Source organism: Burkholderia mycopellens, assembly GCF_964265025.1.
GTDB lineage: Bacteria > Pseudomonadota > Gammaproteobacteria > Burkholderiales > Burkholderiaceae > Burkholderia.
The window spans coordinates 1152367-1179209 of the sequence record NZ_OZ183802.1; the positions used below are offsets into that span (position 1 = coordinate 1152367).

Annotated in this window: 25 protein-coding genes and 1 other RNA gene; 20 read left to right on the forward strand and 6 right to left on the reverse strand. The window is 64.9% G+C overall.

All coding sequences use genetic code 11. From position 1 onward, the window contains the following. Nucleotides 1-55: 55 nt before the first annotated feature. Nucleotides 56-409 (forward strand): DUF4148 domain-containing protein, encoded by a 354-nt coding sequence (locus tag ACPTTC_RS05395; RefSeq protein ID WP_423391787.1) that lies wholly within the window; start codon nucleotides 56-58, stop codon nucleotides 407-409. Between the two features lie 274 nt (nucleotides 410-683). Here ACPTTC_RS05395 and ssrA read toward each other — a convergent pair. The 4 genes from ssrA to ompA all read right to left on the reverse strand — a co-directional run bounded on the left by ssrA (nucleotide 684) and on the right by ompA (nucleotide 3322). Then, nucleotides 684-1053, reverse strand: a transfer-messenger RNA (tmRNA) gene (gene ssrA / locus ACPTTC_RS05400). 17 nt (nucleotides 1054-1070) lie between these two features. After that, nucleotides 1071-1787, reverse strand: coding sequence for a phosphoglycolate phosphatase (gene gph / locus ACPTTC_RS05405; protein WP_423391788.1), 717 nt, complete (start codon nucleotides 1785-1787; stop codon nucleotides 1071-1073). A gap of 13 nt (nucleotides 1788-1800) precedes the next feature. Further along, nucleotides 1801-2499, reverse strand: a complete 699-nt coding sequence (gene ubiG / locus ACPTTC_RS05410) for a bifunctional 2-polyprenyl-6-hydroxyphenol methylase/3-demethylubiquinol 3-O-methyltransferase UbiG (RefSeq protein ID WP_423391789.1) — start codon at nucleotides 2497-2499, stop codon at nucleotides 1801-1803. A gap of 154 nt (nucleotides 2500-2653) precedes the next feature. Beyond that, nucleotides 2654-3322, reverse strand: a complete 669-nt coding sequence (gene ompA, locus ACPTTC_RS05415; RefSeq protein ID WP_174950996.1) for an outer membrane protein OmpA — start codon at nucleotides 3320-3322, stop codon at nucleotides 2654-2656. 542 nt (nucleotides 3323-3864) lie between these two features. Here ompA and gyrA point away from each other — a divergent pair. From gyrA to cysM, 16 genes are all read left to right on the forward strand, one after another. Beyond that, nucleotides 3865-6468 (forward strand): DNA gyrase subunit A, encoded by a 2604-nt coding sequence (gene gyrA / locus ACPTTC_RS05420; RefSeq protein WP_226195634.1) that lies wholly within the window; start codon nucleotides 3865-3867, stop codon nucleotides 6466-6468. Nucleotides 6469-6551: 83 nt separating this feature from the next. Continuing rightward, nucleotides 6552-7151, forward strand: a complete 600-nt coding sequence (locus tag ACPTTC_RS05425; protein ID WP_021157463.1) for a DUF2059 domain-containing protein — start codon at nucleotides 6552-6554, stop codon at nucleotides 7149-7151. Between the two features lie 156 nt (nucleotides 7152-7307). Next, on the forward strand, nucleotides 7308-8390 hold the full coding sequence (serC, locus tag ACPTTC_RS05430; RefSeq protein WP_089460586.1) for a 3-phosphoserine/phosphohydroxythreonine transaminase: 1083 nt from the start codon (nucleotides 7308-7310) through the stop codon (nucleotides 8388-8390). Between the two features lie 33 nt (nucleotides 8391-8423). Next, entirely contained in the window at nucleotides 8424-9506 is a 1083-nt protein-coding gene (gene pheA, locus ACPTTC_RS05435) for a prephenate dehydratase (protein WP_124669188.1), read from the forward strand. A 186-nt stretch (nucleotides 9507-9692) separates the two neighbouring features. Then, on the forward strand, nucleotides 9693-10619 hold the full coding sequence (locus tag ACPTTC_RS05440) for a prephenate dehydrogenase/arogenate dehydrogenase family protein (protein WP_423391790.1): 927 nt from the start codon (nucleotides 9693-9695) through the stop codon (nucleotides 10617-10619). Between the two features lie 13 nt (nucleotides 10620-10632). After that, entirely contained in the window at nucleotides 10633-11937 is a 1305-nt protein-coding gene (gene aroA, locus ACPTTC_RS05445; protein WP_423391791.1) for a 3-phosphoshikimate 1-carboxyvinyltransferase, read from the forward strand. A gap of 13 nt (nucleotides 11938-11950) precedes the next feature. Next, the gene (gene cmk, locus ACPTTC_RS05450) at nucleotides 11951-12637 is read left to right on the forward strand and encodes a (d)CMP kinase (protein ID WP_226195637.1); all 687 of its coding nucleotides are present in this window, start codon (nucleotides 11951-11953) and stop codon (nucleotides 12635-12637) included. Nucleotides 12638-12779: 142 nt separating this feature from the next. Then, nucleotides 12780-14492 carry a 30S ribosomal protein S1 gene (gene rpsA / locus ACPTTC_RS05455; protein WP_069257957.1) on the forward strand — a complete coding sequence of 571 codons (1713 nt, stop codon included), beginning with the start codon at nucleotides 12780-12782 and terminating at the stop codon, nucleotides 14490-14492. A gap of 22 nt (nucleotides 14493-14514) precedes the next feature. Then, complete coding sequence (locus ACPTTC_RS05460) at nucleotides 14515-14838, forward strand: integration host factor subunit beta (RefSeq protein WP_006486894.1); 324 nt, start codon at nucleotides 14515-14517, stop codon at nucleotides 14836-14838. Between the two features lie 210 nt (nucleotides 14839-15048). Further along, a complete protein-coding gene (locus ACPTTC_RS05465) occupies nucleotides 15049-15342 on the forward strand; it encodes a lipopolysaccharide assembly protein LapA domain-containing protein (RefSeq protein WP_423391792.1) in 294 nt (97 codons plus the stop codon). 53 nt (nucleotides 15343-15395) lie between these two features. Next, nucleotides 15396-16568 carry a lipopolysaccharide assembly protein LapB gene (gene lapB / locus ACPTTC_RS05470; protein ID WP_423391793.1) on the forward strand — a complete coding sequence of 391 codons (1173 nt, stop codon included), beginning with the start codon at nucleotides 15396-15398 and terminating at the stop codon, nucleotides 16566-16568. A 90-nt stretch (nucleotides 16569-16658) separates the two neighbouring features. Next, nucleotides 16659-18059, forward strand: a complete 1401-nt coding sequence (locus ACPTTC_RS05475) for a UDP-glucose dehydrogenase family protein (protein WP_226195639.1) — start codon at nucleotides 16659-16661, stop codon at nucleotides 18057-18059. 7 nt (nucleotides 18060-18066) lie between these two features. Then, nucleotides 18067-19017: a D-glycero-beta-D-manno-heptose-7-phosphate kinase gene (rfaE1, locus tag ACPTTC_RS05480; protein WP_423391794.1), complete on the forward strand. Its 951-nt coding sequence runs from the start codon at nucleotides 18067-18069 to the stop codon at nucleotides 19015-19017. 63 nt (nucleotides 19018-19080) lie between these two features. Continuing rightward, the gene (gene rfaD, locus ACPTTC_RS05485) at nucleotides 19081-20073 is read left to right on the forward strand and encodes an ADP-glyceromanno-heptose 6-epimerase (RefSeq protein WP_011351340.1); all 993 of its coding nucleotides are present in this window, start codon (nucleotides 19081-19083) and stop codon (nucleotides 20071-20073) included. A gap of 73 nt (nucleotides 20074-20146) precedes the next feature. Continuing rightward, on the forward strand, nucleotides 20147-20491 hold the full coding sequence (locus ACPTTC_RS05490; RefSeq protein WP_423391795.1) for a ComEA family DNA-binding protein: 345 nt from the start codon (nucleotides 20147-20149) through the stop codon (nucleotides 20489-20491). Nucleotides 20492-20689: 198 nt separating this feature from the next. Further along, the gene (gene cysM / locus ACPTTC_RS05495; protein WP_423391796.1) at nucleotides 20690-21592 is read left to right on the forward strand and encodes a cysteine synthase CysM; all 903 of its coding nucleotides are present in this window, start codon (nucleotides 20690-20692) and stop codon (nucleotides 21590-21592) included. Nucleotides 21593-21670: 78 nt separating this feature from the next. On the opposite strand, the gene mltB is transcribed toward cysM, so the two are convergent. After that, nucleotides 21671-23014, reverse strand: coding sequence for a lytic murein transglycosylase B (gene mltB / locus ACPTTC_RS05500; RefSeq protein WP_423391797.1), 1344 nt, complete (start codon nucleotides 23012-23014; stop codon nucleotides 21671-21673). A 43-nt stretch (nucleotides 23015-23057) separates the two neighbouring features. On the opposite strand from mltB, the gene ACPTTC_RS05505 reads away from it, so the two are divergent. Continuing rightward, complete coding sequence (locus tag ACPTTC_RS05505) at nucleotides 23058-23981, forward strand: histone deacetylase family protein (RefSeq protein ID WP_011351344.1); 924 nt, start codon at nucleotides 23058-23060, stop codon at nucleotides 23979-23981. Between the two features lie 30 nt (nucleotides 23982-24011). Here the strand turns inward: ACPTTC_RS05505 and ACPTTC_RS05510 are convergent, their stop codons facing one another. Then, a complete protein-coding gene (locus ACPTTC_RS05510) occupies nucleotides 24012-24932 on the reverse strand; it encodes a lysophospholipase (RefSeq protein WP_423391798.1) in 921 nt (306 codons plus the stop codon). Nucleotides 24933-25148: 216 nt separating this feature from the next. Here ACPTTC_RS05510 and ACPTTC_RS05515 point away from each other — a divergent pair, with 216 nt between their 5' ends. Both ACPTTC_RS05515 and ACPTTC_RS05520 read left to right on the forward strand, forming a co-directional pair. Next, nucleotides 25149-26183 (forward strand): methionine ABC transporter ATP-binding protein, encoded by a 1035-nt coding sequence (locus ACPTTC_RS05515; protein ID WP_175951676.1) that lies wholly within the window; start codon nucleotides 25149-25151, stop codon nucleotides 26181-26183. Beyond that, complete coding sequence (locus ACPTTC_RS05520; protein WP_006486982.1) at nucleotides 26173-26826, forward strand: methionine ABC transporter permease; 654 nt, start codon at nucleotides 26173-26175, stop codon at nucleotides 26824-26826. The genes ACPTTC_RS05515 and ACPTTC_RS05520 overlap by 11 nt, the downstream gene beginning before the upstream one ends. Nucleotides 26827-26843 lie beyond the last annotated feature (17 nt).

The window sequence follows — 26843 nt, forward strand, 5'->3', positions numbered from 1 at the left end:
CAGCGATGAACAAGGTGTTCACCGCGAACACAGACAAATCTGGAGGTAGGTCATCATGAAGTCGCTCGTTCAAGCTGTTGTCGTTGCTGCCGCTCTCGTTGCCCCGGTCGTGTCGTTTGCTCAGTCGGGCTCGACGATCACCCGCGCGCAGGTTCGTGCCGAGCTGGTCCAACTGCAGCAGGCGGGTTACAACTCCGCTCGCGGTGAAGATCCGCATTATCCGGAAGCGATCCAGGCTGCAACGGCGAGTGTTGCAGAGCAACAGCGCAGCGCGCTGGCGCAAGCGCAAGGCGCCGACGCCAGCGGGTACGGTGCACAGGCGCAGGGCGTATCGGCATCGGGTTCGCGCGCAATGGGCGTGCGTCCGGCCACTGCTGAGGAAATGAAGTCGTTGTATCGCGGCAGCTAAACCGCGCATCGCCCGGTGTGCGTGAATGCCGGGTGCGACGACGCGTCGCGCCCGGCACTGCAGCGCCCGGGCTGGCCGCTGCCTGGCGCGATCGACGATTGCGCGGACGCGGCAGGAACTCCGTCACCTCCTGTCGCCGGAAGCCCGGCGGCATTCCGCCCGGCCCACCCGTGGCTGGGCGCTTTTTCGGAAGGAGGGGGCGCATGCGTTTCGCCGGCCACAAAAAACCCCGCAGACTTGCGTCATGCGGGGTTCGTGCGGCGAGCGCGGAATATGGTGGAGGCGGCGGGAATCGAACCCGCGTCCAGAAGCGCTCCACGACTAGTTCTACATGTTTAGTTCAGTCATTTGATTTAACCGCAGCGACGCGGACGAACACGCTGCACTACGGCGATTCGCTAGGTTTTCGACCCTGGCGTCGCGACGCCGACAGGGCTTAACTGACGTAAATGACCTCTGGCGGTATTGCTACCGGTCTTGCGACACTAGCCCGTCAGTGAACTAGGCAGAGGACGGCGGCCCTTAGGCTGCCAGTGCGAACGTATCGTCGTTTGCAGTTACGATTTTCCCATTGATTAACGAGGTGACGGGTCCTCGACATGCCCTAGCCGCTTCACAACCCCTGTCGAAACCAGGTCGCCCCCGCGGATAAGATCGACCATTATAGCCCAACATCGCGCAGCAGTTCGCGTAGTTGCTGCGTTGTGTCGACGAGATGCTCCGCTTGCCAGTCGGCCGGCGCGGCGCCGTCGCCGCAATAGCCGTACGCAGCCGCGACCGTCGCCATGCCGGCGGCGCTGCCGGCTTGAATGTCGCGCAGATCGTCGCCGACGTAGACGATGCGCGCAGGCGCGAGCGTCAACTGGTCGGCCGCATGCAGCAGCGGGGCCGGGTGCGGCTTCGGATGCGGCGTTGTGTCGCCCCCGACGACGCAGGCGGCGCGCGGCGCGAGGCCGAGCAGCTCGACGAGCGGCGCCGTGAGCCGCATTGCCTTGTTCGTGACGATGCCCCAGCGCACGCCGCGCGTGTCGAGTTCGTCGAGCACGTCGCCAATGCCGGGGAACAGCGTCGTATGCACGCACAGATCCGTCGCGTAGTTGGCCAGGAACTCGTCGCGCATCGCTTCATAACCGGGCGTGTGCGGATCGATACCGAACGCGCCGCCGAGCAGGCCACGCGCACCGGCCGAGGCCAGCGGCCGCAGCACGTCGAGCGGTGTTTCGGGCAGGTCGCGCACGCGTTGCATCTTGTTGACGGCAGCCGCGAGATCGGGGGCCGTGTCGGCGAGCGTGCCGTCCAGATCGAACAGCACGGCATCGCAGTGCAGCAGGCGCGATTCGTCGATTGCAACCCGAGCGGTCGAGAGGGGAGTCGTCATGCCGGTTGGAAGGTCACGCGCCACGACGGCACGCGACGAGGTAGTTGATGTCGGTGTCGTTCGACAGCGCGAAACGCTTGCCGATCGGGTGATACGTGATGCCCTTGATCTCCACGATGTGCAGATCCGTTGCCCGCACGAAGCCGGCCAGTTCCGACGGGCGGATGAAGCGCGCGTAGTCGTGCGTGCCCTTCGGCAGCATTTGCGCGATGTACTCCGCGCCGATCACGGCGAACAGGTAAGCCTTCAGGTTGCGATTCAGCGTCGAGAAGAACACCCAGCCGCCCGGCTTCACGAGCGTCGCACACGCGGCGACGACATCGCCGGGCGACGGCACGTGCTCGAGCATTTCCATGCACGTGACGACATCGTAGGTGCCCGGCTCTCGCGCGGCGAGCGCCTCGGCGGCGATCGCCTCGTAATCGACCGAGATGCCGCTTTCGAGGCTGTGCAGGTCGGCGACGCCAAGTGCTTCGGTCGACAGGTCGATGCCTTTCACCTGTGCGCCGATTCCGGCCATCGATTCGGACAGGATGCCGCCGCCACAGCCGACGTCGAGCGCGCGCTTGCCGGCGAGGTGCGCATGCGCATCGATCCAGCCGAGCCGGACCGGGTTCAGGTCGTGCAGCGGCTTGAATTCGGCATTCGGATCCCACCACCGATGGGCGAGGTCGCTGAATTTCTGGAGTTCGTGCGGATCGGCGTTGGTCATGTCGGCAAACGGGCTACGGGAGGAGGGCGGTGCTGCGGTTCGTCAGCCCCGAGTATATAAGAAGCGGACGAGCGGCGAAGCGGCGAGCGCCTGGACGGGCATCAAAGAAAAAGCCCCGCCGGAGCGGGGCTTTGAAGCAGTCGAAAACCGCGGCTTAGTTTGCCGGAACGGTCGTCTTCTGGACTTCTTGCGTACCAACCACTTCGACTTCCACGCGGCGATCCGGTGCGAGGCAGGCGATGAGTTGCTTGCGGTTCTTCTGGTTGCAGCCAGTCGTAACCGGGTTGCGCTTGCCCTTGCCTTCCGTGTAGATCTTGTTGGCCGGCACACCCTTGCTGACCAGGTACGACTTCACGGCTTGCGCACGGCGCAGCGACAGACGGTCGTTGTACTTGTCCGAACCGATACGGTCCGTGTAGCCCGTTGCGACGACCACTTCCGTGTTCATGCCTTCGATCTTCGCAGCCAGTTCGTCCAGCTTTTGCTTGCCCAGCGGCTTGAGCGTTGCCTTGTCGAAGTCGAACAGAGCGTCAGCTTGATACGTGATCTTCTGGCTCGAGATGACCGGAGCGACCGGAGCGACCGGCGGTTGCGGTGCTTGAGCGACCAGTGCGCCATCGCACTTCGCATTGGCGGTGGCCGGCGTCCAGAACGCATCGCGCCAGCAGAGCTCGTTCGTACCGTTCATCCACACCCATTCGCCCGTGCCGTTCACCCAGTTGTCATTGACGGCTTGACGCGACGCCGGCACCGACTGTGCCGAAGCGGATGCAGCCATAACTGCGGTAGCTGCAATGAACGCGAGCTTTGAAAGTTTATTCATATTTCTCCTCTCGAAATTGAGATTACCGCAGGTTTACTGCGAGCCTGTTGACGGTGACAAGTCATACATTGCTCGAAGTATAACATTGGTGCGGCACAAAAAACGCGGCACCGCTCTGTGTAGACTTCGAGCAGCGTCTAACTTTCAGTGCGTTGGCATTTTGCCATATCGTTCCCTTCCTACGAAAAAAAATCCTCCCCACCCTAAGATCGCCCCAACGTTTGTGGTGCATGCGCAACACCGGCCTGCCGCAACTTTCAGAGATTGTCAAGAGTGTGGGGGCGGAATTGCGCCAGTGAATGCATTTGTTTACTCGTGTGCGAGAAACAAGTGCGATGCGATCGTCGGTGGCGCCGAGTCGGGCGCAATTGCGGTGGGCAATTTCCGGCCGGTCCGCCGCGGCTGCGATTTTCGCTATTTATATATAGAGGGGGAGGCGAATTGGCGGCTGATGGGCGCATGTTAGAATCTCGCGTTGCGTTGCGCATGCAGCGCCCACGCGAAAGGCGTTCGCCGTCTTCGCTCCGAAACGATACGGATACATGGATCAATTCGCCAAAGAGACCCTGCCCACCTCCCTAGAGGAGGAAATGCGCCGTTCGTATCTCGATTACGCGATGAGCGTGATCGTCGGACGTGCCCTCCCGGATGTCCGCGATGGCCTGAAGCCCGTGCATCGGCGCGTGTTGTTCGCGATGCACGAACTGAACAACGACTGGAACCGCGCGTACAAGAAGTCGGCGCGTATCGTCGGTGACGTGATCGGTAAGTACCACCCTCACGGCGACACCGCGGTCTACGACACGATCGTACGGATGGCGCAGGACTTCTCGCTGCGCTACATGCTGATCGACGGGCAGGGCAACTTCGGCTCGATCGACGGCGACAATGCCGCGGCGATGCGTTACACCGAAATTCGCATGGCGAAGATCGGTCACGAGCTGCTCGCCGACATCGACAAGGAAACGGTCGATTTCGAGCCGAACTACGACGGCAACGAAACGCAGCCGTCGGTCCTGCCGTCGCGCATCCCGAACCTGCTGATCAACGGCTCGTCGGGTATTGCGGTCGGCATGGCGACCAACATCCCGCCGCACAACCTGAACGAAGTCGTCGACGCGTGCCAGCACCTGCTGGCCAACCCGGAAGCGACGATCGACGAGCTGATCGAGATCATCCCGGCGCCGGATTTCCCGACGGCCGGCATCATTTACGGCGTCGCCGGCGTGCGCGACGGCTACCGCACCGGGCGTGGTCGCGTCGTGATGCGTGCGGCCACGCACTTCGAGGAGATCGACCGCGGCCAGCGGATGGCGATCATCGTCGACGAGTTGCCGTACCAGGTGAACAAGCGTTCGCTGCTCGAGCGGATCGCCGAGCTTGTCAACGAGAAGAAGCTCGAAGGCATCTCCGACATCCGCGACGAGTCCGACAAGAGCGGCATGCGCGTCGTGATCGAGCTCAAGCGCGGTGAAGTGCCGGAAGTGGTGCTGAACAACCTGTACAAGGCGACGCAGCTCCAGGATACGTTCGGCATGAACATGGTCGCGCTCGTCGACGGCCAGCCGAAGCTGCTGAACCTGAAGGAAATCCTGCAGTGCTTCCTGTCGCATCGGCGCGAAGTGCTGACGCGCCGCACGATCTACGAACTGCGCAAGGCCCGCGAACGCGGCCACGTGCTCGAAGGTCTCGCGGTCGCGCTTGCGAACATCGACGAGTTCATCGCGATCATCAAGGCCGCGCCGACGCCGCCGATCGCGAAGGCGGAGTTGATGGCGAAGCCGTGGGATTCGTCGCTCGTGCGCGAGATGCTCACGCGCGCGGAGAGCGAGAATGCGGCGGCCGGCGGCCGCTCCGCGTACCGCCCGGAAGGTCTGAACCCGGCGTTCGGCATGCAGAGCGACGGCCTGTACCGCCTGTCCGACACGCAGGCCCAGGAAATCCTGCAGATGCGTCTGCAGCGCCTGACCGGCCTCGAGCAGGACAAGATTATCGGCGAGTACCGCGAAGTGATGGCACAGATCGCCGACCTGCTGGACATCCTCGCGCGCCCCGAGCGGATCACGACGATGATCGGCGAGGAGCTGACCACGGTGAAGGCCGAGTTCGGCGACGCGCGCCGCTCGAAGATCGAACTGAACGCAACCGAGCTGAACACCGAAGATCTGATCACGCCGCAGGACATGGTCGTCACGATGTCGCATGCGGGCTACGTGAAGTCGCAGCCGCTGTCCGAGTACCGCGCGCAAAAGCGCGGCGGTCGCGGCAAGCAGGCGACGCAGATGAAGGAAGACGACTGGATCGAGACGCTGTTCATCGCGAACACCCACGACTACATCCTGTGCTTCTCGAACCGCGGCCGCGTGTACTGGGTCAAGGTCTATGAAGTGCCGCAGGGCTCGCGCAACTCGCGCGGCCGCCCGATCGTCAACATGTTCCCGCTGCAGGATGGCGAGAAGATCAACGTCGTGCTGCCGGTCAAGGAATTCTCGGCCGACAAGTTCATCTTCATGGCGACGTCGCTCGGCACCGTGAAGAAGACGCCGCTCGAAGCATTCAGCCGTCCGATGAAGAAGGGCATCATCGCGGTCGGCCTCGACGACGGCGACTTCCTGATCGGTGCGTCGATCACCGACGGCGCGCACGACGTGATGCTGTTCTCCGACGCCGGCAAGGCCGTGCGCTTCGACGAGAACGACGTGCGTCCGATGGGGCGCGAGGCGCGCGGTGTGCGCGGCATGCAGCTCGAGGACGGGCAGCAGGTCATCGCGATGCTGGTCGCGGGCAGCGAGGAGCAGACCGTGCTCACCGCGACCGAGAACGGCTACGGCAAGCGCACGCCGATCACCGAGTACACGCGCCACGGCCGTGGTACGAAGGGTATGATCGCGATCCAGACGTCCGAGCGCAACGGCAAGGTCGTGGCCGCGACGCTCGTCGACGCCGAGGATCAGATCATGCTGATTACGACGGCCGGCGTGTTGATTCGCACCCGCGTATCCGAGATTCGCGAGATGGGGCGTGCCACGCAAGGTGTTACACTCATCAGTCTCGATGAGGGTACCAAGCTCTCTGGCCTGCAGCAGATCGCGGAGGCCGAAGAGGGCGATGGCGAGGCCGACGAGGCGTCGGACGGCGAAGCCTGAAGAACGGATGAGACTCTGGCCGCCGCGGGCGTGAAGCGCCGCGGCCGGCGAGCAACCATTCATATTTCCAAAAGGGAGTGATGATGCAAAAGCAATTCAAGCAACTGGTCCTGCTGGCTGCACTGGTGCCGACGTTCGCGATGGCGCAAGCGCTGTCGAATTCCGCACCGGCACCCGCCGCGGCAGCTGCGCCGATCGACGCCGACAAGAAGGCAGCGATCAAGGATCTGCTCGACGCGATCGACGCGCCGAAGCTCGTGTCGGCAATCGGCAACAGCGCCGAAATGCAGGCCAAGCAACTCGTGCCGGCGATCCTGTCGGACGCGCTGTCGGAAAACAAGACGCTGAACGACAAGCAGAAGCAGGCTGCCGTTCCGACGCTGCAGAAGAACGCAGTGCCGAAGCTGGTTGACGGCGCAGGCAAGGTGTTCGGTACGCAACAGTTCCAGAACGACGCGATGTCGGCTCAGTACGACGCATACGCGAAGTACTACAGCACGTCGGAGATCAAGGATCTGACGACGTTCTACAAGAGCCCGACGGGCCGCAAGTTCATTCAGGTTCAGGATCAGGTCGGTCGCGACGTGGTCAACGGCCTGATGCAGAAGTACATGCCGCAAGCTATCCAGGCAACGCGCACGCAGGCTGACAAGGAAGTCGCAGCAGTCAAGCCGGGCAAGTAAAGCCGTCCAGGCACGCCCCCCGGCCGTTCGGCCGGGTTTGGCGGGAGCCTGGCGACAGTGCGATAATGGCCGTTTGCGCGCGAGCGCAAGCGGCCATTTCTTTTCTGGCGCGTTCCGCCGGCGGCGAGCCGGTCGCGTCCCTCCGAGGTTTTCACGATGCGCGTCTTTAATTTCTCCGCCGGCCCTGCGGCGATGCCCGAGGAAGTGCTGCGGCAAGCTGCCGACGAAATGCTCGACTGGCACGGCAGCGGCATGAGCGTGATGGAGATGAGCCATCGCGGCAAGGAATTCATGTCGATCCACGAGGCCGCGCTGACCGACCTGCGCGACCTGCTCGGTGTGCCGGCCAGTCACCGGATCCTGTTCCTGCAGGGGGGCGGTATCGCGGAAAACGCGATCGTGCCGATGAACCTGCTCGGGTCGCGCAAGACGGCCGACTTCGTCGTCACCGGCTCGTGGTCGCAGAAGTCGTTCAGCGAAGCGAAGAAATACGGCACGCCGCATCTCGCCGCGACCGGCAAGACCGAAGACGGCTTCACGCGTGCGCCCGCGCGCGCCGAATGGCAGCTGTCGGACGATCCGGCGTACGTGCATCTGTGCACCAACGAGACGATCGACGGCGTCGAGACGTTCGAGATTCCCGATCTCGGCGACGTGCCGCTGGTCGCGGACGTCTCGTCGCACATCCTGTCGCGTCCGATGGACGTCGCGAAGTACGGCGTGCTGTTCGGCGGCGCGCAGAAGAACATCGGGATGGCCGGCGTGACGCTCGTGATCGTGCGCGAGGATCTGCTCGACCGCGCGCTGTCGATCTGCCCGTCCGCGTTCGAATGGAAGACCATCGCCGCGAACAACTCGCTGTACAACACGCCGCCCACCTACGCGATCTACATCGCGGGCCTGGTATTCCAGTGGCTGAAGCGGCAGGGTGGCCTCGAAGCGATCGAGGCCCGCAACATCGAAAAAGCGAAGCTGCTCTACGACACGATCGATGCGAGCAGCTTCTATCTGAACAAGGTCGAGCCGGCAGCGCGTTCGCGGATGAACGTGCCGTTTTTCCTGGCCGACGAAACGCGCAACGAAGACTTCCTTGCCGGCGCAAAGGCGCGCGGGCTGCTGCAGCTGAAGGGCCACAAGTCCGTCGGCGGTATGCGGGCGTCGATCTACAACGCGGTGCCGCTCGAGGGCGTGAAGGCGCTCGTCGAGTACATGAAGGACTTCGAGCAGCGCGGCGCCTGACGGCGGCGCTGTTCAAACAGCACGGCAAAACGCATGGACGACGAACTGAATTCCCGCCTGAAACCGCTGCGCGATCGCATTGACGCGATCGATGCGCAGCTCATCGCGCTCCTGAATCAGCGCGCCGCAGTGGCGCTGGAGGTGGGCGAGGTCAAGAAGCATTTCAACGCGCCGGTGTTCCGGCCGGAGCGCGAGCTGCAGGTGATCGCGCGGCTGCAGGACATGAGCGCGGGGCCGCTCGCGAGCGAGCACATCAGCGCCATCTGGCGCGAGATCATGGCCGCGAGCCGTGCACTCGAGCAGACGATCCACGTCGCGTTCCTCGGGCCGGTCGGCACGTACAGCGAGCAGGCGATGCTCGAGTACTTTGGCCAGTCGATCGAAGGGCTGCCGTGCCCGTCGATCGACGAGGTGTTCCGCTCGGTCGAGGCCGGCGCGTCCGCATTCGGCATTGCGCCGGTCGAGAACTCGACCGAAGGCGCCGTGTCTCGAACGCTCGACCTGCTGCTGCAGACACAACTGCTGATCAGCGGCGAGCTCGCGCTCCCGATCCATCACAACCTGCTGACGCAGAGCGGCACGCTCGACGGCGTGAAACGCGTCTGTGCACATGCGCAGGCGCTCGCGCAATGCCAGCAGTGGCTCGCAGCGAATGCACCGCAGCTCGAGCGGCAGGCGGTAGCGAGCAACGCGGAGGCCGCGCGTCTCGCGGCGGCCGATCCGACCGTCGCGGCGATCGCGGGCGACCGCGCGGCCGCGCACTACGGCTTGCAGATCGCGTTCTCGCTGATCCAGGACGATCCGCACAACCGCACGCGCTTCGTGATCATCGGCAAGCAGCCGGCGGGGCAAAGCGGTCACGACCAGACGTCGCTGATCGTGTCGGTGAAGAACGAGCCGGGCGCCGTATTCAAGCTGCTCGAGCCGCTCGCACGGCACGGCGTGTCGATGACGCGCTTCGAGTCGCGCCCGGCGCGCGTCGGCACATGGGAGTACTACTTCTACATCGACATCGAGGGGCATCGGGACGATGCGGCAGTTGCGGCCGCGCTCGCGGAACTCGGCCAGAAGGCCGCGTTCCTGAAGATACTCGGTTCGTATCCGCGCGCACGCTGATGCGCGGCGGCCCGTCGCTTGTTCACGCAGGCGTTGGGGCCCGGCGGGCAGGGCAGGCCGGTCGGCGCTGCCGAAGGCGGGTTCGGGCGGCATCCGGCGCAGGTTGTGCCGGATGCGGGCCTGTTGCCCGGAATCTGGAATTCCGCGTGGCGGGCGTCGTCCCGCGCGCGTAACTTGGCTCTTGTCGTGTCAGGCTTTGCATTCAACAAACTGGTCATCTTCGGCGTCGGCCTGATCGGCGGATCGCTGGCCCGCGCACTGCGCGAGCGCGCGCCAGGCGGCGCGGGCGAGGTTGTCGGCGTGGGTCGTTCACGTCCTTCGGTCGAGCGTGCGCTTGCGCTTGGCGTGATCGACCGAGCGGCGGCGCTCGACGACGACGTGCAATTACGTGACGCGCTCGCAGGCGCCGATCTCGTGCTGCTGGCGGCGCCCGTCGCGCAGACGGGGCCGTTGCTCGCGCGCATCGCGCCGTGGCTTGAAGCGGCGACGATCGTCACCGACGCGGGCAGCACCAAGTCCGATGTCGTCGCGGCCGCGCGCGAAGCGCTCGGTGCTCGGGTCGCGCAGTTCGTGCCGGGGCATCCGATTGCCGGCCGCGAGTCGAGCGGCGTCGAGGCCGCGTTGCCGGATCTGTACGTCGGCCGCAACGTCGTACTGTGCCCGCTGCCGGAGAATGCAATCGAATCGGTCGCGCGGATCGACGCGATGTGGCGCGCAACCGGCGCTGACGTGCGCACGATGAGCACGGAGCAGCACGATCGTGTGTTTGCGTCGATCAGCCATCTGCCGCACGTGTTGTCGTTCGCGCTCGTCGAACAGATCCTCGGCGAGGCCGATGCGGAACTGAAGTTCTCGTACGCGGCGGGCGGTTTCCGCGATTTCACGCGCATCGCGGCGTCGAGCCCGGAGATGTGGCGCGACGTGTGCGTCGCGAACCGCGCGGCGCTGCTCGACGAACTCGATGGCTATACGCGCGTGCTCGCGCGGCTGCGCGCGGCGATCGACGCCGGCGACGGCGCGGCGCTCGAAGCGGTGTTCACGCGCTCGCGCGCGGCGCGCAAGGCATGGCAGGAGCGCGGTGGTGCGCCCGCTGCCGAACCGGTCAAGAAATAACAGGACGATTCCCATGGACTATCTCGATCTCGGCCCGTACTCCAGCGCATCGGGCACCGTGCGCCTGCCCGGCTCGAAGAGCATTTCGAACCGCGTGCTGCTGCTCGCGGCGCTTGCCGAAGGCGAAACGACGATCACCAACCTGCTCGACTCCGACGACACGCGCGTGATGCTCGACGCACTCGGCAAGCTCGGGGTGAAGCTCGCGCGCGATGGCGACACCTGTGTCGTCACGGGCACGCGCGGCGCATTCACCGCGAAGACGGCCGACCTGTTCCTCGGCAACGCGGGCACGGCCGTGCGGCCGCTGACCGCCGCGCTCGCGGTGAATGGCGGCGACTATCGCGTGCACGGCGTGCCGCGCATGCACGAGCGGCCGATCGGCGATCTCGTCGACGGCCTGCGGCAGATCGGCGCGCAGATCGACTACGAGCTGAACGAAGGCTACCCGCCGCTGCGGATCAAGCCCGCGAACATTTCCGTCGACGCGCCGATCCGCGTGCGCGGCGACGTGTCGAGCCAGTTCCTCACGGCGCTGCTGATGACGCTGCCGCTCGTGAAGGCGAAGGACGGCAGGATCGTCGTCGAGGTCGACGGCGAGCTGATCTCGAAGCCGTACATCGACATCACGATCCGGCTGATGGAGCGCTTCGGCGTGACCGTCGAGCGCGACGGCTGGCAGCGCTTCGTCGTGCCGGCCGGCGTCCGCTACCGTTCGCCGGGGCGGATCATGGTCGAGGGCGATGCGTCGTCCGCATCGTACTTCCTCGCGGCCGGCGCACTTGGCGGCGGCCCGCTGCGCGTCGAAGGCGTGGGGCGGGCGAGCATCCAGGGTGACGTCGGTTTCGCGAATGCGCTGATGCAGATGGGTGCGAACGTGACGATGGGCGACGACTGGATCGACGTGCGCGGTATCGGTCACGACCACGGCAAGCTCGAACCGATCGACATGGACTTCAACCTGATCCCTGATGCGGCGATGACCATTGCGGTCGCGGCGTTGTTCGCGAACGGCACGAGCACGCTGCGCAACATCGCGAGCTGGCGCGTGAAGGAAACCGACCGCATCGCCGCGATGGCGACCGAGCTGCGCAAGGTTGGCGCGATCGTCGAGGAAGGCCCTGACTACCTCGTCGTCACGCCGCCGGAAAAGCTCACGCCGAACGCGGCGATCGACACGTACGACGATCACCGGATGGCGATGTGCTTCTCGCTCGTCAGCCTGGGCGGCGTGCCCGTGCGGATCAACGATCCGAAGTGCGTCGGCAAGACGTTCCCCGACTATTTCGACCGCTTCGCCGCGCTCGCCAAAGCCTGACCCATTTGTTCCGATGAAATCGACCCGACCCTTTCACCCGACTCCCGTCATCACGATCGACGGCCCGACTGCTTCCGGCAAGGGCACCGTCGCCGCACTCGTCGCCGCGCACCTTGGCTTCCACCTGCTCGACAGCGGCGCGCTGTACCGGCTCGCCGCGCTCGCGAGCGTGCGCTACGGCATTGACGCGGAGGACATCGACGCGCTGGTGAAACTGATCGACGATCTCCACATCACGTTCCGCGAAGGCTGCGCGCAGCTCGACGGCGTCGATGTGTCGAACGACATCCGTGCCGAAGCGGTCGGCAACCGCGCATCGGCGATTGCCGTGCACGGGCCCGTGCGCACCGCGCTCGTCGCGCGCCAGCGCGCGTTCCGCAAGACGCCGGGCCTCGTCGCGGACGGGCGCGACATGGGCACCGTGATCTTCCCGGACGCCGTGCTGAAGGTGTTCCTGACGGCCAGCGCCGAGGCGCGCGCGACCAGACGGCATAAGCAATTGATGCAAAAAGGTTTTTCTGCTAATATAGATGACTTGCTCCGGGATCTTCGTGACCGTGACGCGCGCGACAGCAATCGCGCGGCCGCACCGCTGAAGCCCGCGGCAGATGCCAAGCTGCTCGATACGTCGGCACTTTCGGTCGACGAAGCAGTCGACCAGGTGCTGCAGTGGTATCGCGCGCTCGGTCAGCCCGCCTGAGAAGGCGGGCAGCGGTAGGTGCCCCGCGTCGCAAGCGCGGAGCGTGTTTCGAACCCTTAACCCCGTGTGGTCTTCGATCTGGCCCTTTCAGCCTGCCATTCCGGCCGGCGTGGCACAGCGAGCCATGCACAATCAGATTTTTATGTCCGACCTGCAAACCTCCAACCCGAATACTGAATCTTTCGCGGCTCTGTTCGAAGAGTCGCTGACCCGCCAAGACATGCGCGCCGGCGAAGTGATTTCCGCCGAAGTCGTGCGCGTCGACCACAACTTCGTGGTCGTCAATGCAGGCCTGAAGTCCGAGGCTTACATTCCGATCGAGGAATTCCTGAACGATCAGGGCGAGGTTGAGGTGCAGTCGGGCGATTTCGTGTCCGTCGCGATCGACGCACTCGAAAACGGCTACGGCGACACGATCCTGTCGCGCGACAAGGCGAAGCGCCTTGCATCGTGGCTGTCGCTGGAAAAGGCTCTCGACAACAACGAACTCGTCACCGGCACGATCACCGGCAAGGTGAAGGGCGGCATGACCGTGATGGTCAACGGCATCCGCGCGTTCCTGCCGGGTTCGCTGGTCGACACGCGTCCGGTCAAGGACACGACCCCGTACGAAGGCAAGACGCTCGAGTTCCGCGTGATCAAGCTCGATCGCAAGCGTAACAACGTCGTGCTGTCGCGTCGTGCAGTGATCGAGGCAACGCAAGGCGAAGAGCGCGCGAAGCTGCTCGAGACGCTGAAGGAAGGCGCGATCGTCAACGGCGTGGTCAAGAACATCACCGACTACGGCGCGTTCGTCGACCTCGGCGGCATCGACGGCCTGCTGCACATCACCGACATCGCATGGCGTCGTGTGCGTCACCCGAGCGAAGTCCTGTCGGTTGGCCAGGAAGTCACCGCGAAGATCCTCAAGTTCGACCAAGAGAAGAACCGCGTCTCGCTGGGCATCAAGCAACTGGGCGACGATCCGTGGGAAGGCATCTCGCGCCGTTACCCGTCGGGCACGCGCCTGTTCGGCAAGGTCACGAACATCACCGACTACGGCGCATTCGTCGAAGTGGAATCGGGCATCGAAGGCCTCGTCCACGTGTCGGAAATGGACTGGACCAACAAGAACGTTGCTCCGTCGAAGGTTGTCCAGCTGGGCGACGAAGTCGAAGTCATGGTCCTCGAGATCGACGAAGACCGTCGTCGTATCAGCCTCGGCATGAAGCAGTGCAAGCCGAATCCGTGGGATGACTTCAGCCGCAACTTCAAGAAGGGCGACAAGATCACGGGCGCAATCAAGTCGATCACCGACTTCGGCGTGTTCATCGGTCTGCCGGGCGGCATCGACGGCCTGGTTCACCTGTCGGACCTGTCGTGGAGCGAAGCTGGCGAAGAAGCTGTTCGCAAGTACAAGAAGGGCGACGAAGTCGAAGCCATCGTGCTCGGTATCGACGTCGAGAAGGAACGTATTTCGCTCGGCATCAAGCAGCTCGAAGGCGACCCGTTCAGCAACTACGTTGCAATGAACGACAAGGGCTCGATCGTCGACGGCGTCGTGAAGACGGTCGATGCGAAGGGTGCGGTCGTTACGCTGACGGGCGACATCGAAGGCTACCTGCGCGCATCGGAAATCTCGCAGGATCGCGTCGAAGACGCACGCAACGTGCTGAAAGAAGGCGACAAGGTCAACGCGATGGTGATCAACATCGATCGCAAGTCGCGCGGCATCAACCTGTCGATCAAGGCGAAGGATTCGGCTGAACAACAGGAAGCGATCCGCGGCCTGCAGTCGGACTCGAGCGCTGCTGCGACCGGTACGACCAACCTCGGCGCGCTGCTGAAGGCGAAGCTCGACGGCCAGAACCAGTAAGCCTCACGAGGTCTGCTGAAGTATGACCAAATCCGAGTTGGTCGCGCAGCTGGCATCGCGATTTCCGCAACTTGTCCTCAAGGATGCGGATTTCGCGGTGAAAACGATGCTCGATGCGATGTCTGACGCCCTGGCGAAAGGGCATCGCATTGAAATTCGGGGTTTCGGCAGCTTTGGCCTCAACCGTCGCCCGGCGCGCGTCGGACGCAACCCGAAGTCAGGGGAGAAAGTGCAGGTGCCCGAGAAGTTCGTGCCGCACTTCAAGCCTGGCAAGGAGTTGCGGGAACGCGTCGACGGCCGCGCCGGTGAACCGCTGAAGGCTGACGATCCGGACGACGAGCGTTGAGCGTCATCCGGTTGGCCCGGAACCCATCCGGCGAAGGCTGAAAAGAAAAGCGCCCCTTGCGGGCGCTTTTTTCATTTTCGGCGATCGCCGCGCAACGGGTGCGCGCAGGATCTGCGCAGGCGCGGAAACGCATCCTTTACAATACGGGTCGATTCGGTGCGGCGAAGGGGAGTCGCGCGCCGCGGCAAACCTCAACAAAGAGAGGGCTTCATGAAGTTTATCGTCTGGCTGATCCGGGTATTGGTGTTCGTACTGCTGCTGGTGCTTGCGCTGGCCAATACGCAAACCGCGACGCTGAATTTCGTTGCCGGCTATTCGTGGCAAGCGCCGCTGATCCTGATCGGCCTCGCGTTCTTCGCCGTGGGGCTGCTGGCCGGCCTGCTGTCCGCGCTGCCTTCGATCTTTCGCTTGCGTCTCGAGAACGGGCGCCTGAAGCGCGATCTGCGTGCGGCACGCGAAACGCCGGCCGTCATCGACCAGCCGCCGATGCCGCCCGTCCTTTAACACGGACGCCGCGCGATAATCGCGCGGTTTTCGTCTCTGCTTCGATATTTCGCATGGATCTGGATTTCTGGTGGTTGCTCGCGATTCCGGTGGCATTCGCGCTTGGTTGGGCGGCGTCACGCTATGACCTGAAGAATCTCCTGTCGGAGAGCGCCAACCTGCCGCGATCGTATTTTCGCGGCCTGAATTTTCTGTTGAACGAACAACCCGACAAGGCGATCGACGCGTTCATCGAGGTCGCCAAGCTCGATCCCGAGACGGTCGAACTGCACTTCGCGCTCGGTAACCTGTTCCGCCGCCGCGGCGAGACCGACCGCGCGATCCGGGTGCACCAGAACCTGCTGAGCCGCACGGACCTGCCGGTCAACGAGCGTGACCACGCGCTGTACGAGCTCGGCCAGGATTTCCTGAAAGCCGGCCTGCTCGATCGTGCGGAGGAGGCGTTTCACAAGCTCGCCGACGGTGATTACGCGCTCGGCGCGCAGCGGGCGCTGCTGACGATCTACGAGATCGAAAAGGACTGGAACAAGTCGATCGATACGGCGAAGCGCATCGAGTCGATGAGCGACAAGCCGCTCGGCGTCGAAATTGCACAGTTCCACTGCGAGCTCGCGCAGGACGCGCTGCAGCGCAAGAACGCGGCAGCGGCAGCCGAACAGCTGCGCCTGGCGCTGACCGTGAATCCGCAGAACGTTCGTGCGACGGTCCTGTCCGGCGACGCGGCGGAAGCGGAGGGCAACCACGCGGCCGCGATCGAGCACTGGAAGCGCGTCGAAGCGCAGAATCCGGCGTATCTGCCGCTCGTCGCCGACAAGCTGATGAAGGCGTACGTCGCGCTCGGCAAGAACGCCGAAGGCGCCGAGCTGCTGATGGGGTATGTCGACCGCTATCCGTCGAACGACCTGCTCGACATCGCGTACCAGCACCTCGCGGGGTTGCGCGGCCAGGATGTGGCACACGCGCTCGCGCGTACGCAGATGGAGAAGTCGCCGAACCTGTCGGGGATGCTGCATCTGCTCGATGCGCAAATCGCTGCGGCCGACGAGCCGCGCCGTAAGGAGCTTGAAATGATGCGTGCGCTGATCAAGCAGCGCACGAAGAATCTGCCACGGTATACGTGCCAGAATTGCGGTTTCCGGGCACGGCTTTTCTATTGGCAGTGCCCCGGATGCAGCGGTTGGGAAACCTATGCGCCGCGCCGCGTCGAACCTGCGATGCCGGGCTGATCCCGGCACGCGGAGCCAACGCGCTGCGGTTGCCGCCGGGCTTGTCCCGGCGGCCAAGTTAGTCAATTACCGGGAAGTACCGGAACATCTATGAAAATCACCATCATCGGCACCGGCTACGTCGGTCTCGTCACGGGCGCCTGCCTCGCGGAGATCGGTCACGACGTATTCTGCCTCGACGTCGATCTGCGCAAGATTGACACCCTGAACAACGGCGGGATGCCGATTCACGAACCGGGGCTGCTGGACATTATCGCGCGCAATCGCGCGGCCGGGCGCCTGCGCTTCTCGACCGACATCGAGGCGAGCGTCGCGCACGGCGAGATCCAGTTCATCGCCGTCGGCACGCCGCCCGACGAGGACGGCTCGGCCGACCTGCAGTACGTGCTCGAAGCCGCGCGCAACATCGGCCGCCACATGACGGGCTTCAAGGTGATCGTCGACAAGTCGACGGTGCCGGTCGGCACCGCGCAGCGCGTGCGCGGCGTGGTCGACGAGGCGCTTGCTGCCCGCGGTCTGGCAGGCAGCGTCGCGCATCGCTTCTCGGTCGTGTCGAACCCGGAGTTCCTGAAGGAAGGCGCCGCGGTCGAAGACTTCATGCGTCCGGACCGGATCATCATCGGCGTCGACGACGACGAGACGGGCATGATCGCGCGCGAGAAGATGAAGAAGCTTTACGCGCCGTTCAACCGCAACCATGAGCGCACGATCTACATGGACGTGCGCTCGGCCGAATTCGCGAAATACGCGGCGAACGCGATGCTTGCCACGCGTATCTCGTTCATGAACGAGATGTCGAATCTCGCCGACAAGGTCGGCGCGGACATCGAGGCCGTGCGCCGCGGGATCGGCTCCGATCCGCGCATCGGCTATCACTTCCTGTACGCTGGCGTCGGCTACGGCGGCTCGTGCTTCCCGAAGGACGTCCAGGCGCTGATTCGCACCGCAGGCGAGAACGGCCAGCCGCTGCGCATCCTGGAAGCCGTCGAGGCGGCCAACCATGCGCAGAAGGACGTGCTGATCGGCAAGATCGAGCAGCGCTTCGGCGTTGACCTGACCGGCCGCGAGTTCGCGGTTTGGGGCCTGGCGTTCAAGCCGAACACCGACGACATGCGCGAGGCGCCGAGCCGCCGCCTGATCGCCGCGCTGCTCGAACGCGGCGCGACCGTGCGTGCGTACGATCCGGTCGCGGTCGACGAGGCACGGCGCGTGTTTGCACTCGATTTCGGCACCAACCCGGACGCGCTGGCGCGGCTGCATCTCGTCGAGACGCAGGACATCGCCGTGACGGGCGCGGACGCGCTCGTGATCGTGACCGAGTGGAAGGAATTCCGGAGCCCCGACTTCACGCGCCTGAAGGCCGAATTGAAGGCGCCCGTGATCTTCGACGGGCGCAACCTCTATGAGCCGGATGCGATGGCCGAACTGGGCATCGACTACTACGCGATCGGCCGGCCGTATGTCGATCCCCAGTCGTCCACCCGTGGCTGACCCTACGATGAATACTCTCCGCGAAGTCGTTCCGGTGCCGCGCGAGCAGCTCGCGCGCTCGCGCGTGCTGGTCGTCGGCGACGTGATGCTCGACCGCTACTGGTTCGGCAACGTCGATCGCATTTCGCCTGAGGCGCCGGTGCCGGTCGTGCATGTGCAGCGTCAGGAAGAGCGCCTTGGCGGTGCAGCGAACGTTGCGCGCAACGCCGTGACGCTCGGCGGACAGGCCGGGTTGCTGTGCGTTGTCGGTTGCGACGAACCCGGCGAGCGGATCGTCGAGCTGCTCGGCAGCAGCGGCGTGACGCCGCATCTCGAGCGCGACCCGGCGCTGCCGACCACGATCAAGCTGCGCGTGCTCGCGCGCCAGCAGCAACTGCTGCGCGTCGACTTCGAGGCCATGCCGACGCACGAGGTGTTGCTCGCGGGGCTCGCGCGCTTCGATGCGCTGCTGCCGCAGCACGACGTCGTGCTGATGTCGGATTACGCGAAAGGCGGCCTGACGCACGTCACGACGATGATCGAGAAAGCGCGTGCGGCCGGCAAGTCCGTCCTCGTCGACCCGAAGGGCGACGACTGGGCACGCTATCGTGGTGCGTCGCTGATCACGCCGAATCGCGCGGAACTGCGTGAAGTGGTCGGGCAGTGGAAGTCGGAAGACGATCTGCGCGCGCGCGTTGCGAAGCTGCGCGCGGAGCTCGGCATCGACGCGCTGCTGCTCACGCGTTCGGAAGAAGGGATGACGCTGTTTTCCGCCGACGGCGAACTGCACGCACCAGCGCTCGCGCGCGAGGTGTTCGACGTGTCGGGCGCGGGCGATACCGTGATCGCGACGGTCGCGACGATGCTCGGCGCAGGTGTGCCGCTCGTCGATGCCGTCGTGCTCGCGAATCGCGCGGCAGGCATCGTGGTCGGCAAGCTCGGCACGGCCACGGTGGACTACGACGAACTGTTTCACTGAGCGCATGCGGTGGCGCGACGAGCGCGCCGCACGCATGGCTCGCACTTTTCAGGCAGGACGATCATGACCCTCATCGTCACCGGCGCAGCCGGTTTTATCGGCGCGAACATCGTCAAGGCGCTCAACGAGCGCGGCGAGACGCGCATCATCGCGGTCGACAACCTGACGCGCGCGGACAAGTTCCGGAATCTCGTCGATTGCGAGATCGACGACTATCTGGACAAAACGGAATTCGTCGAACGCTTCGCACGCGGCGATTTCGGCAAGGTACGCGCGGTGTTCCACGAAGGTGCCTGTTCGGACACGATGGAAACCGACGGCCGCTACATGATGGACAACAACTTCCGCTACAGCCGCGCGGTGCTCGACACCTGCCTCGCGCAGGGCACGCAGTTCCTGTACGCGTCGTCGGCGGCGATCTACGGCGGCTCGACGCGGTTCGTCGAGGAGCGCGACGTCGAGGCGCCGCTGAATGTCTACGGCTATTCGAAGTTCCTGTTCGACCAGGTGATCCGTCGCGTGCTGCCGACCGCGAAGAGCCAGATCGCCGGCTTCCGCTATTTCAATGTGTACGGCCCGCGCGAAACGCACAAGGGGCGCATGGCGTCGGTCGCGTTCCACAACTTCAACCAGTTCCGTGCGGAAGGCAAGGTGAAGCTGTTCGGCGAGTACAACGGCTATGCACCGGGCGAGCAGACGCGCGACTTCGTGTCGGTCGAGGACGTGACGAAGGTGAACCTGTTCTTCTTCGATCATCCGGAGAAGTCGGGCATCTTCAACCTCGGCACGGGCCGTGCGCAGCCGTTCAACGATATCGCGTCGACGGTCGTGAATACGCTGCGCGCGCTCGACAACCAGCCGCCGCTGACGCTCGCACAGCAGGTCGAGCAAGGGCTGATCGAATACGTGCCGTTTCCCGATGCATTGCGCGGCAAGTACCAGTGCTTCACGCAGGCCGACCAGACGAAGCTGCGCGCGGCCGGTTACGACGCGCCGTTCCTGACCGTGCAGGAAGGCGTCGACCGCTACGTCCGTTGGCTATCCGGCCAGGTTTAAGCGGAAGCGTTGTATCGATAGACTGGGTCTCACGGTCGGCAGCCGCCGGCCGAATTCATCGGAGATCCAGCACATGATCAGGAAATGGTTGGCCGCAGCGGCAATGCTCGGCACGATCGCGTCGGCCTGGGCGGCCGTCGACGTCAACACCGCGAACGAGGATGCGCTCGTCGGCATCAAGGGCATCGGCCCGGCGCGGGCGAAAGCGATTCTCGACGAACGCGGCGCACGCGGTCCGTTCAGGAATGCCGAAGATCTCGCATCACGCGTGAAAGGCATGGGTGGCCATACCGTCGAGCGGCTTCAGCAGGAAGGGCTGACGATAGGCGCGGCCGGCACGAGTGCCGCGCTTCCGGCTGCGGGCAAGCCGGCTGCCGGCAAGCCTGCGGCTGCCCCCGCCCGCACCGCACAGAAGTAACGCGCTACGCGCGATCGACAACGAGCTCCTTCAGCCGCCGTCGTTGCGACGGCTTCCCGCGGCATGCCGCGGGTTTTTTGCGTGGGCACGGCGTAGGGCGGCCGCGCGTATTCCATCGTCGCAATGGGGTTGCCGGCGCGAGCAGCGGCGCTGGTTTACAATCGATCGATTGATCGGCCTCGTACTCACGGTATATCCATGGCTTACAAAACTATCGAAGACACGATCGGCAATACGCCGCTCGTCCAACTGGTCCGCTTGCCGGACGAGGAGATTCGCGCGCGCAACAACGTGGTGCTCGCGAAGCTCGAAGGCAACAATCCGGCCGGTTCCGTGAAAGATCGTCCGGCACTGTCGATGATCAGCAAGGCCGAGGCGCGCGGGCGCATCAAGCCGGGCGATACGCTGATCGAAGCGACGAGCGGCAATACGGGTATCGCACTCGCGATGGCCGCGGCGATCCGCGGCTACAAGATGGTGCTGATCATGCCGGAAGATCTGTCGGTCGAGCGCCGCCAGAGCATGGCCGCCTACGGTGCCGAAATCATCCTGACGCCGGTGAAGGGCGGGATGGAGCTGGCACGTGATCTCGCGGACCAGATGCAGCGCGAAGGCAAGGGCGTGATCCTCGACCAGTTCGCGAACCCCGACAATCCGATTGCGCATTACGAAGCGACGGGCCCGGAAATCTGGCGCGATACCGCAGGCCGCATCACGCATTTCGTGTCGGCCATGGGCACGACGGGCACGATCATGGGCACGTCGCACTATCTGAAGGAACAGAATCCGGCGATCGAGATCGTCGGTGCGCAGCCGGAAGACGGTTCGCGCATTCCGGGCATCCGCAAGTGGCCGGAGGCATACATGCCGACCATCTTCGATCGCAGCCGAGTCGACCGCGTCGAGAGCGTGAGCCAGGCCGCAGCGGAAACGATGGCGCGCCGGCTCGCGGCTGTTGAAGGTATCTTCGCGGGCATTTCGTCGGGCGGCGCATGCGAAGTCGCGATGCGTATCGCGCGTCAGGTCGAGAATGCGACGATCGTGTTCATCGTCTGCGATCGCGGCGACCGCTACCTGTCCACGGGCGTGTTTCCCGCCTGAACGCGGGCAGGCGCGCGTCGAGCGCGTGCGAAAAAAAAGCGCCGCTTGTGCGGCGCTTTTTCTTTGGGAGGGCGATGCTTACTGCGATTGCGTTTCGGTGGCGCTCGGCTGAAGTGCGCCGCTCGCTTCCATTTGTGCCTTCACGGCCTCGCCAAGCTGGTACACGGTGAGCGCGTAGAAGAAGCTGCGGTTGTAGCGCGTCAGCACATAGAAATTCTTGAGACCGAGCATGTACTCGGTCGCACGCCCCGGTGACGGCAGGTCGACCACCGTCACGGGCGTACTGGCTTCGGTGGTGATGTTGACCGCCGGCTCGTTCAGCGTCATGCCCGCGCGCAGCAGTTGCGACAGCGCCCAGTGCGGTTCAGGCTGGCCGTCGGCGGCGGCTTGGGCGATCCCCAGGCTGCCCGTATCGGGCGTGATCTGCCAGACCACCGGACGGTCGGTTTCCCAGCCGTGCTGCTTCAGGTAGTTCGCGACGCTGCCGATCGCATCGGCAGGGCTGCTGCGCAGGTCGACATGGCCCGTGCCGTCGAAGTCGACCGCATATTCGCGGATACTGCTCGGCAGGAACTGCGGGATCCCGATCGCGCCCGTATACGAGCCGAGCACGGTGGTCGGATCGAGTTGGTTATCGCGGGTCCAGACCAGGAAATCCTCGAGGTTCTTGCGGAACGTCGCCTGGCGGCTGTCGCGATTCGGCGTGTCCGGATAGTCGAACGTCAGCGTCGTCAGCGCGTCGAGCACGCGGAAATTGCCCATGTAGCGGCCGTAGATCGTCTCGACGCCGATGATGCCGACGATCACCTCGGGCGGCACGCCGAATTGCTCGGACGCGCGCTGCAGCGTTGCCTGGTTCGCCTTCCAGAATTTCACGCCCGCGTTGATGCGGATCGGCTCGATGAAGCGCGAGCGATAGACGCGCCAGTTCTTGACTGTCGGCGACGGGGCCGGCTTCACCAGCTTGACGGCCGTTGCCGAATAGCTGATGCGCGAGAACAGCGCATGCAGGCTCGCGGAGTCGAAGCCGTTGCGGCTCACCATCTCGTCGATGAACGCGTCGACCTTCGCGTTGTTCGCGTAGCGCTGCGGAACAATTTCCTCTTCGAAGGTCTGGCCTTGCGGCGTCGGCTGCTGCGGCTGGGCCTGTGCGACGAGCTTGCCCGCGGGCTTCGCGGGCTGCGTCTGCGCGCTGGCAGGCGCGGTGCCGAGGGCCGCCACTACAGCGACCGCAACGAGCGGGACGCGAGCACGGAACAGCGCGGAGAGAAGGGCGGCAGGCTTGCTGGAATTCATGTCGAAGCGGGCGGACAGGGCGATTGGGTTCGGCGCAGTATACCCGACGGATCCGGCGCGCCGGGGCGTGGCGGGCCCCCGTTGTGGTAAGTTAGCGGCGAATTCGCGGCAGACGATGGACATCATTGATGGAGACCTGCGGCGCACCGTGCGCCGTGGATGACAGCTTATGGCAACCGCTTTCTATACGCACCCCGACTGTATGCTGCACGAGATGGGGGAATGGCATCCGGAATGCCCGGCCCGCCTCTCGGCGATCCAGGATCAATTGATCGCGAGCCGCATCGACGACCTGATCGTGCACGAAACCGCACCGTTCGCGAGCGAGGTGGCGCTGGGCCGGGTGCATACGCAGGCGCACATCGACTACATCCGGAGCATGACGCCGGTGGACGGCTACGTCGAGATCGATCCCGATACGCTGATGAACCGCGATACGTGGCGCGCGGCGCTGCGCGCGGCTGGCGCCGCGATCGCGGCGACCGACGCGGTGATCGAAGGCCGCTATGCGAATGCGTTCTGCGGCGTGCGCCCCCCCGGCCACCATGCGGAGCCCGCGCGCGCGATGGGTTTCTGCTTCTTCAACAACGTCGCGATCGCCGCGCGGCATGCGCTCGATGTACACGGTCTCGAGCGTGTGGCGATCATCGATTTCGACGTGCACCATGGCAACGGCACCGAAGCCGCGTTCGCGAACGACGAGCGCGTGCTGATGTGCAGCTTCTTCCAGCATCCGCTGTATCCGTTCTCGGGCGTCGATCACCAGGCCCCGAACATGGTCAACCTGCCGATGCCCGCGCGCAGCAACGGGATGGCGATCCGCGAAGCCGTCGACATGTTCTGGCTGCCGCGCCTCGATGCGTTCAAGCCGCAGATGCTGTTCGTGTCGGCGGGTTTCGACGCGCATCGCGAGGACGACATCGGCAACCTCGGCCTCGTCGAAGCCGACTTCGAATGGCTGACCGCGCAGATCGTCGACGTGGCGCGGCGGCATGCGCAGGGCCGCATCGTGAGCTGCCTCGAAGGCGGCTACAACCTGTCCGCGCTCGGGCGCAGCGTGGTCGCACACCTGCGCGTGCTGGCCGGCATCTGATGACCGATTGACCGGCCGGGCCGGGCGCGCTCAGCGCGCCGGCACGCGTGCGTGAATCCACGCGATCAACGCGTCGATCACGCGATCGCGTTCGAGATCATTCATCGTTTCGTGAAAGCCGCCTTCGTATAGCGTCAGCGTGCGATCGGGCGAGCCGACGTGCGCGCCGAACGCCCGGCTGCCGTCGGGTTCGGTCAGCTTGTCCTCGGTACCGTGATAGACGAGCACCGGAACGCGGAGCCCAGCGCGGCCGCTTTCGATGCGTGCCATCGCGTCGAGAATCTCCGCACCGGTGCGCGCGGGTACCGCGCCGTGATGCACGAGTGGATCGGCGCGATTGGCCGCGACGATGGCCGGATCGCGCGACAGCAGCGCTGCATCGATCCTGATTGCGGGGAAGGTCGGCCATACGCGGCTGATGACGCGGCTCACCGCGAGCATCCAGCGCGGCACGTCGCGCCCCGGCGCGAGCGCCGGGCTCGATAGCACGAGGCCCGTCAGCGCGTGGCCACGTGCCGGCGCACGTTCGATTGCGTAAAGCGCCGCAATCGCGCCACCCATGCTGTGCCCCATCAGGAACAGCGGCGAATTGCCGCGCGCGGCTTCGGCGACCAGCGCGTCCGCGTCGTTCAGGTAGCCGTCGAAGCGCTCGACCCAGGCGCGCTTGCCGGGTGACTGGCCATGCCCGCGCAGGTCGATCGCGAGCACGTCGATGCCGGCTGCATTCAACCGGCCGGCGAGTGCGGCATAGCGGCCCGCGTGTTCGGCAAGACCGTGCACGAGCGCGATCGTCGCGCGCGGCGGCGTGGTGCCGTCGCCGGCCGGCCAGCGGTACGACGCCAGTTCGAGCCCGTCCGCGGTACGCAGCCGGCCCATGGTCGGCGCGGGCGACGACGAAGGTGCCGGTTCGGCAGTGGCGGGTGCGGCAGCCGGCGAAGTGGTGGCGGTCATCTGGCGTGTCCCCTGTCGGTTGGTCGGTGTTCGGGATCATAGTCGCGGCACCGTCGCGGCGCGCCAGCGGCGCTCCTCTAATTTCGTGTGGTTATGAAAAGATCGAAATCGATTATTAAGGGGAATGAGGGGTTTGCGGTAAAATCGCCGGCTATTCCAGATGCATCGGTGGCCGACTGGCGGGCCTGCTCGCCAGCCGGCCATCGTTTTGTTTACATGATCGAATTACGCAATCTTTCGCAGCGTTTCCCCGGGCCGAGCGGCTGGGTCGAGGCGCTGCACAACGTCAACCTGACGATCCCGCAGGGCGAGGTGTTCGGCATCATCGGCCGAAGCGGCGCCGGCAAGAGCACGCTCGTGCGCACCATCAACCTGCTCACGCGGCCGACCGAAGGCAATGTCGTCGTCGGCGGGCGCGATCTCACGCTGCTGCCGGCTGGCGCGCTGCGCGAGGCGCGCCGCGAGATCGGCATGATCTTCCAGCACTTCAACCTGCTGTCGTCGCGCACGGTGTTCGACAACGTCGCACTGCCGCTGGAACTGGCCGGCGCAAGCCGTGCCGAGATCGAGGCCGCCGTGCTGCCGCTGCTCGACCTCGTCGGGCTGTCCGCGCAAAAGGATCGCTATCCGTCGCAGATCAGCGGCGGGCAGAAGCAGCGCGTCGGCATCGCACGCGCGCTCGCGAGCCAGCCAAAGGTGCTGCTGTCGGACGAAGCGACGTCCGCGCTCGATCCCGAGACCACGCGCTCGATCCTCGACCTGCTGAAGCGCATCAACCGCGAACTCGGCCTGACGATCGTGCTGATCACGCACCAGATGGAAGTGATCAAGCAGGTGTGCGATCGCGTCGCGGTGCTCGATGCAGGGCGGGTGGTCGAGGAAGGCCGCGTGATCGACGTGTTCCTGCAGCCGCATCACGAAGTGACGCGTGCGCTGATCGGCGATGTGATTGCTCAGGAACTGCCGCCCGCACTGAAGGCGCGCGTGGCTGAGCGGCTGAAGACCGGCAGCGGGCATCTGCTGCGGCTTGCGTTCACCGGCTCGGGTGTCGACCAGCCGATCCTGTCGGAGACGATCCGCCGGTACGAACTCGATTTCAACATCCTGCACGGCCAGATCGACGAGATCCAGGGGCAGGCATTCGGTTCGCTCGCGGTGCTCGCGGGCGGCGAGCCGGGCAAGGTCGGGCAGGCGCTCGCGTTCCTGCGCGAGCAAGGTGTGGTGGTAGAGGAGCTTTCGTATGTTGAGTGAGATGTTCGATATGTTCGTGCAGTCGTTCTGGGAGACGCTGATCATGGTCGGCATCTCCGGGGCGGTCGGCGCGCTCGTCGGCCTGCCGCTCGGCGTGCTGCTCTACCTGACCGACCGCCAGGGCGTGCTGCAGAACCTCGCGGTGAATCGTGTGCTCGGCGGCATCGTGAATGCCGTCCGCTCGACGCCGTTCATCATCCTGCTGGTCGCGGTGATTCCGTTTACGCGGCTGGTCACGGGTTCGTCGATCGGCACGGCCGCGGCGGTCGTGCCGCTGACGCTCGCTGCCGCGCCGTTCATCGCGCGTCTCGTCGAGACGGCGTTGCGCGAAGTCGACCGCGGGCTGATCGAGGCTGCGCAGTCGATGGGCGCGACCACGTCGCAGATCGTCTTCAAGGTGCTGCTGCCCGAATCGCTGCCGGGCGTCGTCGCGGGCCTGACGATCACGTTCGTGTCGCTGGTCGGCTATTCGGCAATGGCGGGCGCGATCGGCGGCGGCGGCCTCGGCGATCTCGGGATCCGCTACGGCTATCAGCGCTATCTGCCCGAAGTGATGTGGACGGTGGTTGCGATCCTGATCGTGTTCGTGCAGATCGTGCAGTCGTTCGGCGACTGGCTCGTCCGCCGGCTGAGCCACAAGTAAAACAAGGTTGATTCGCT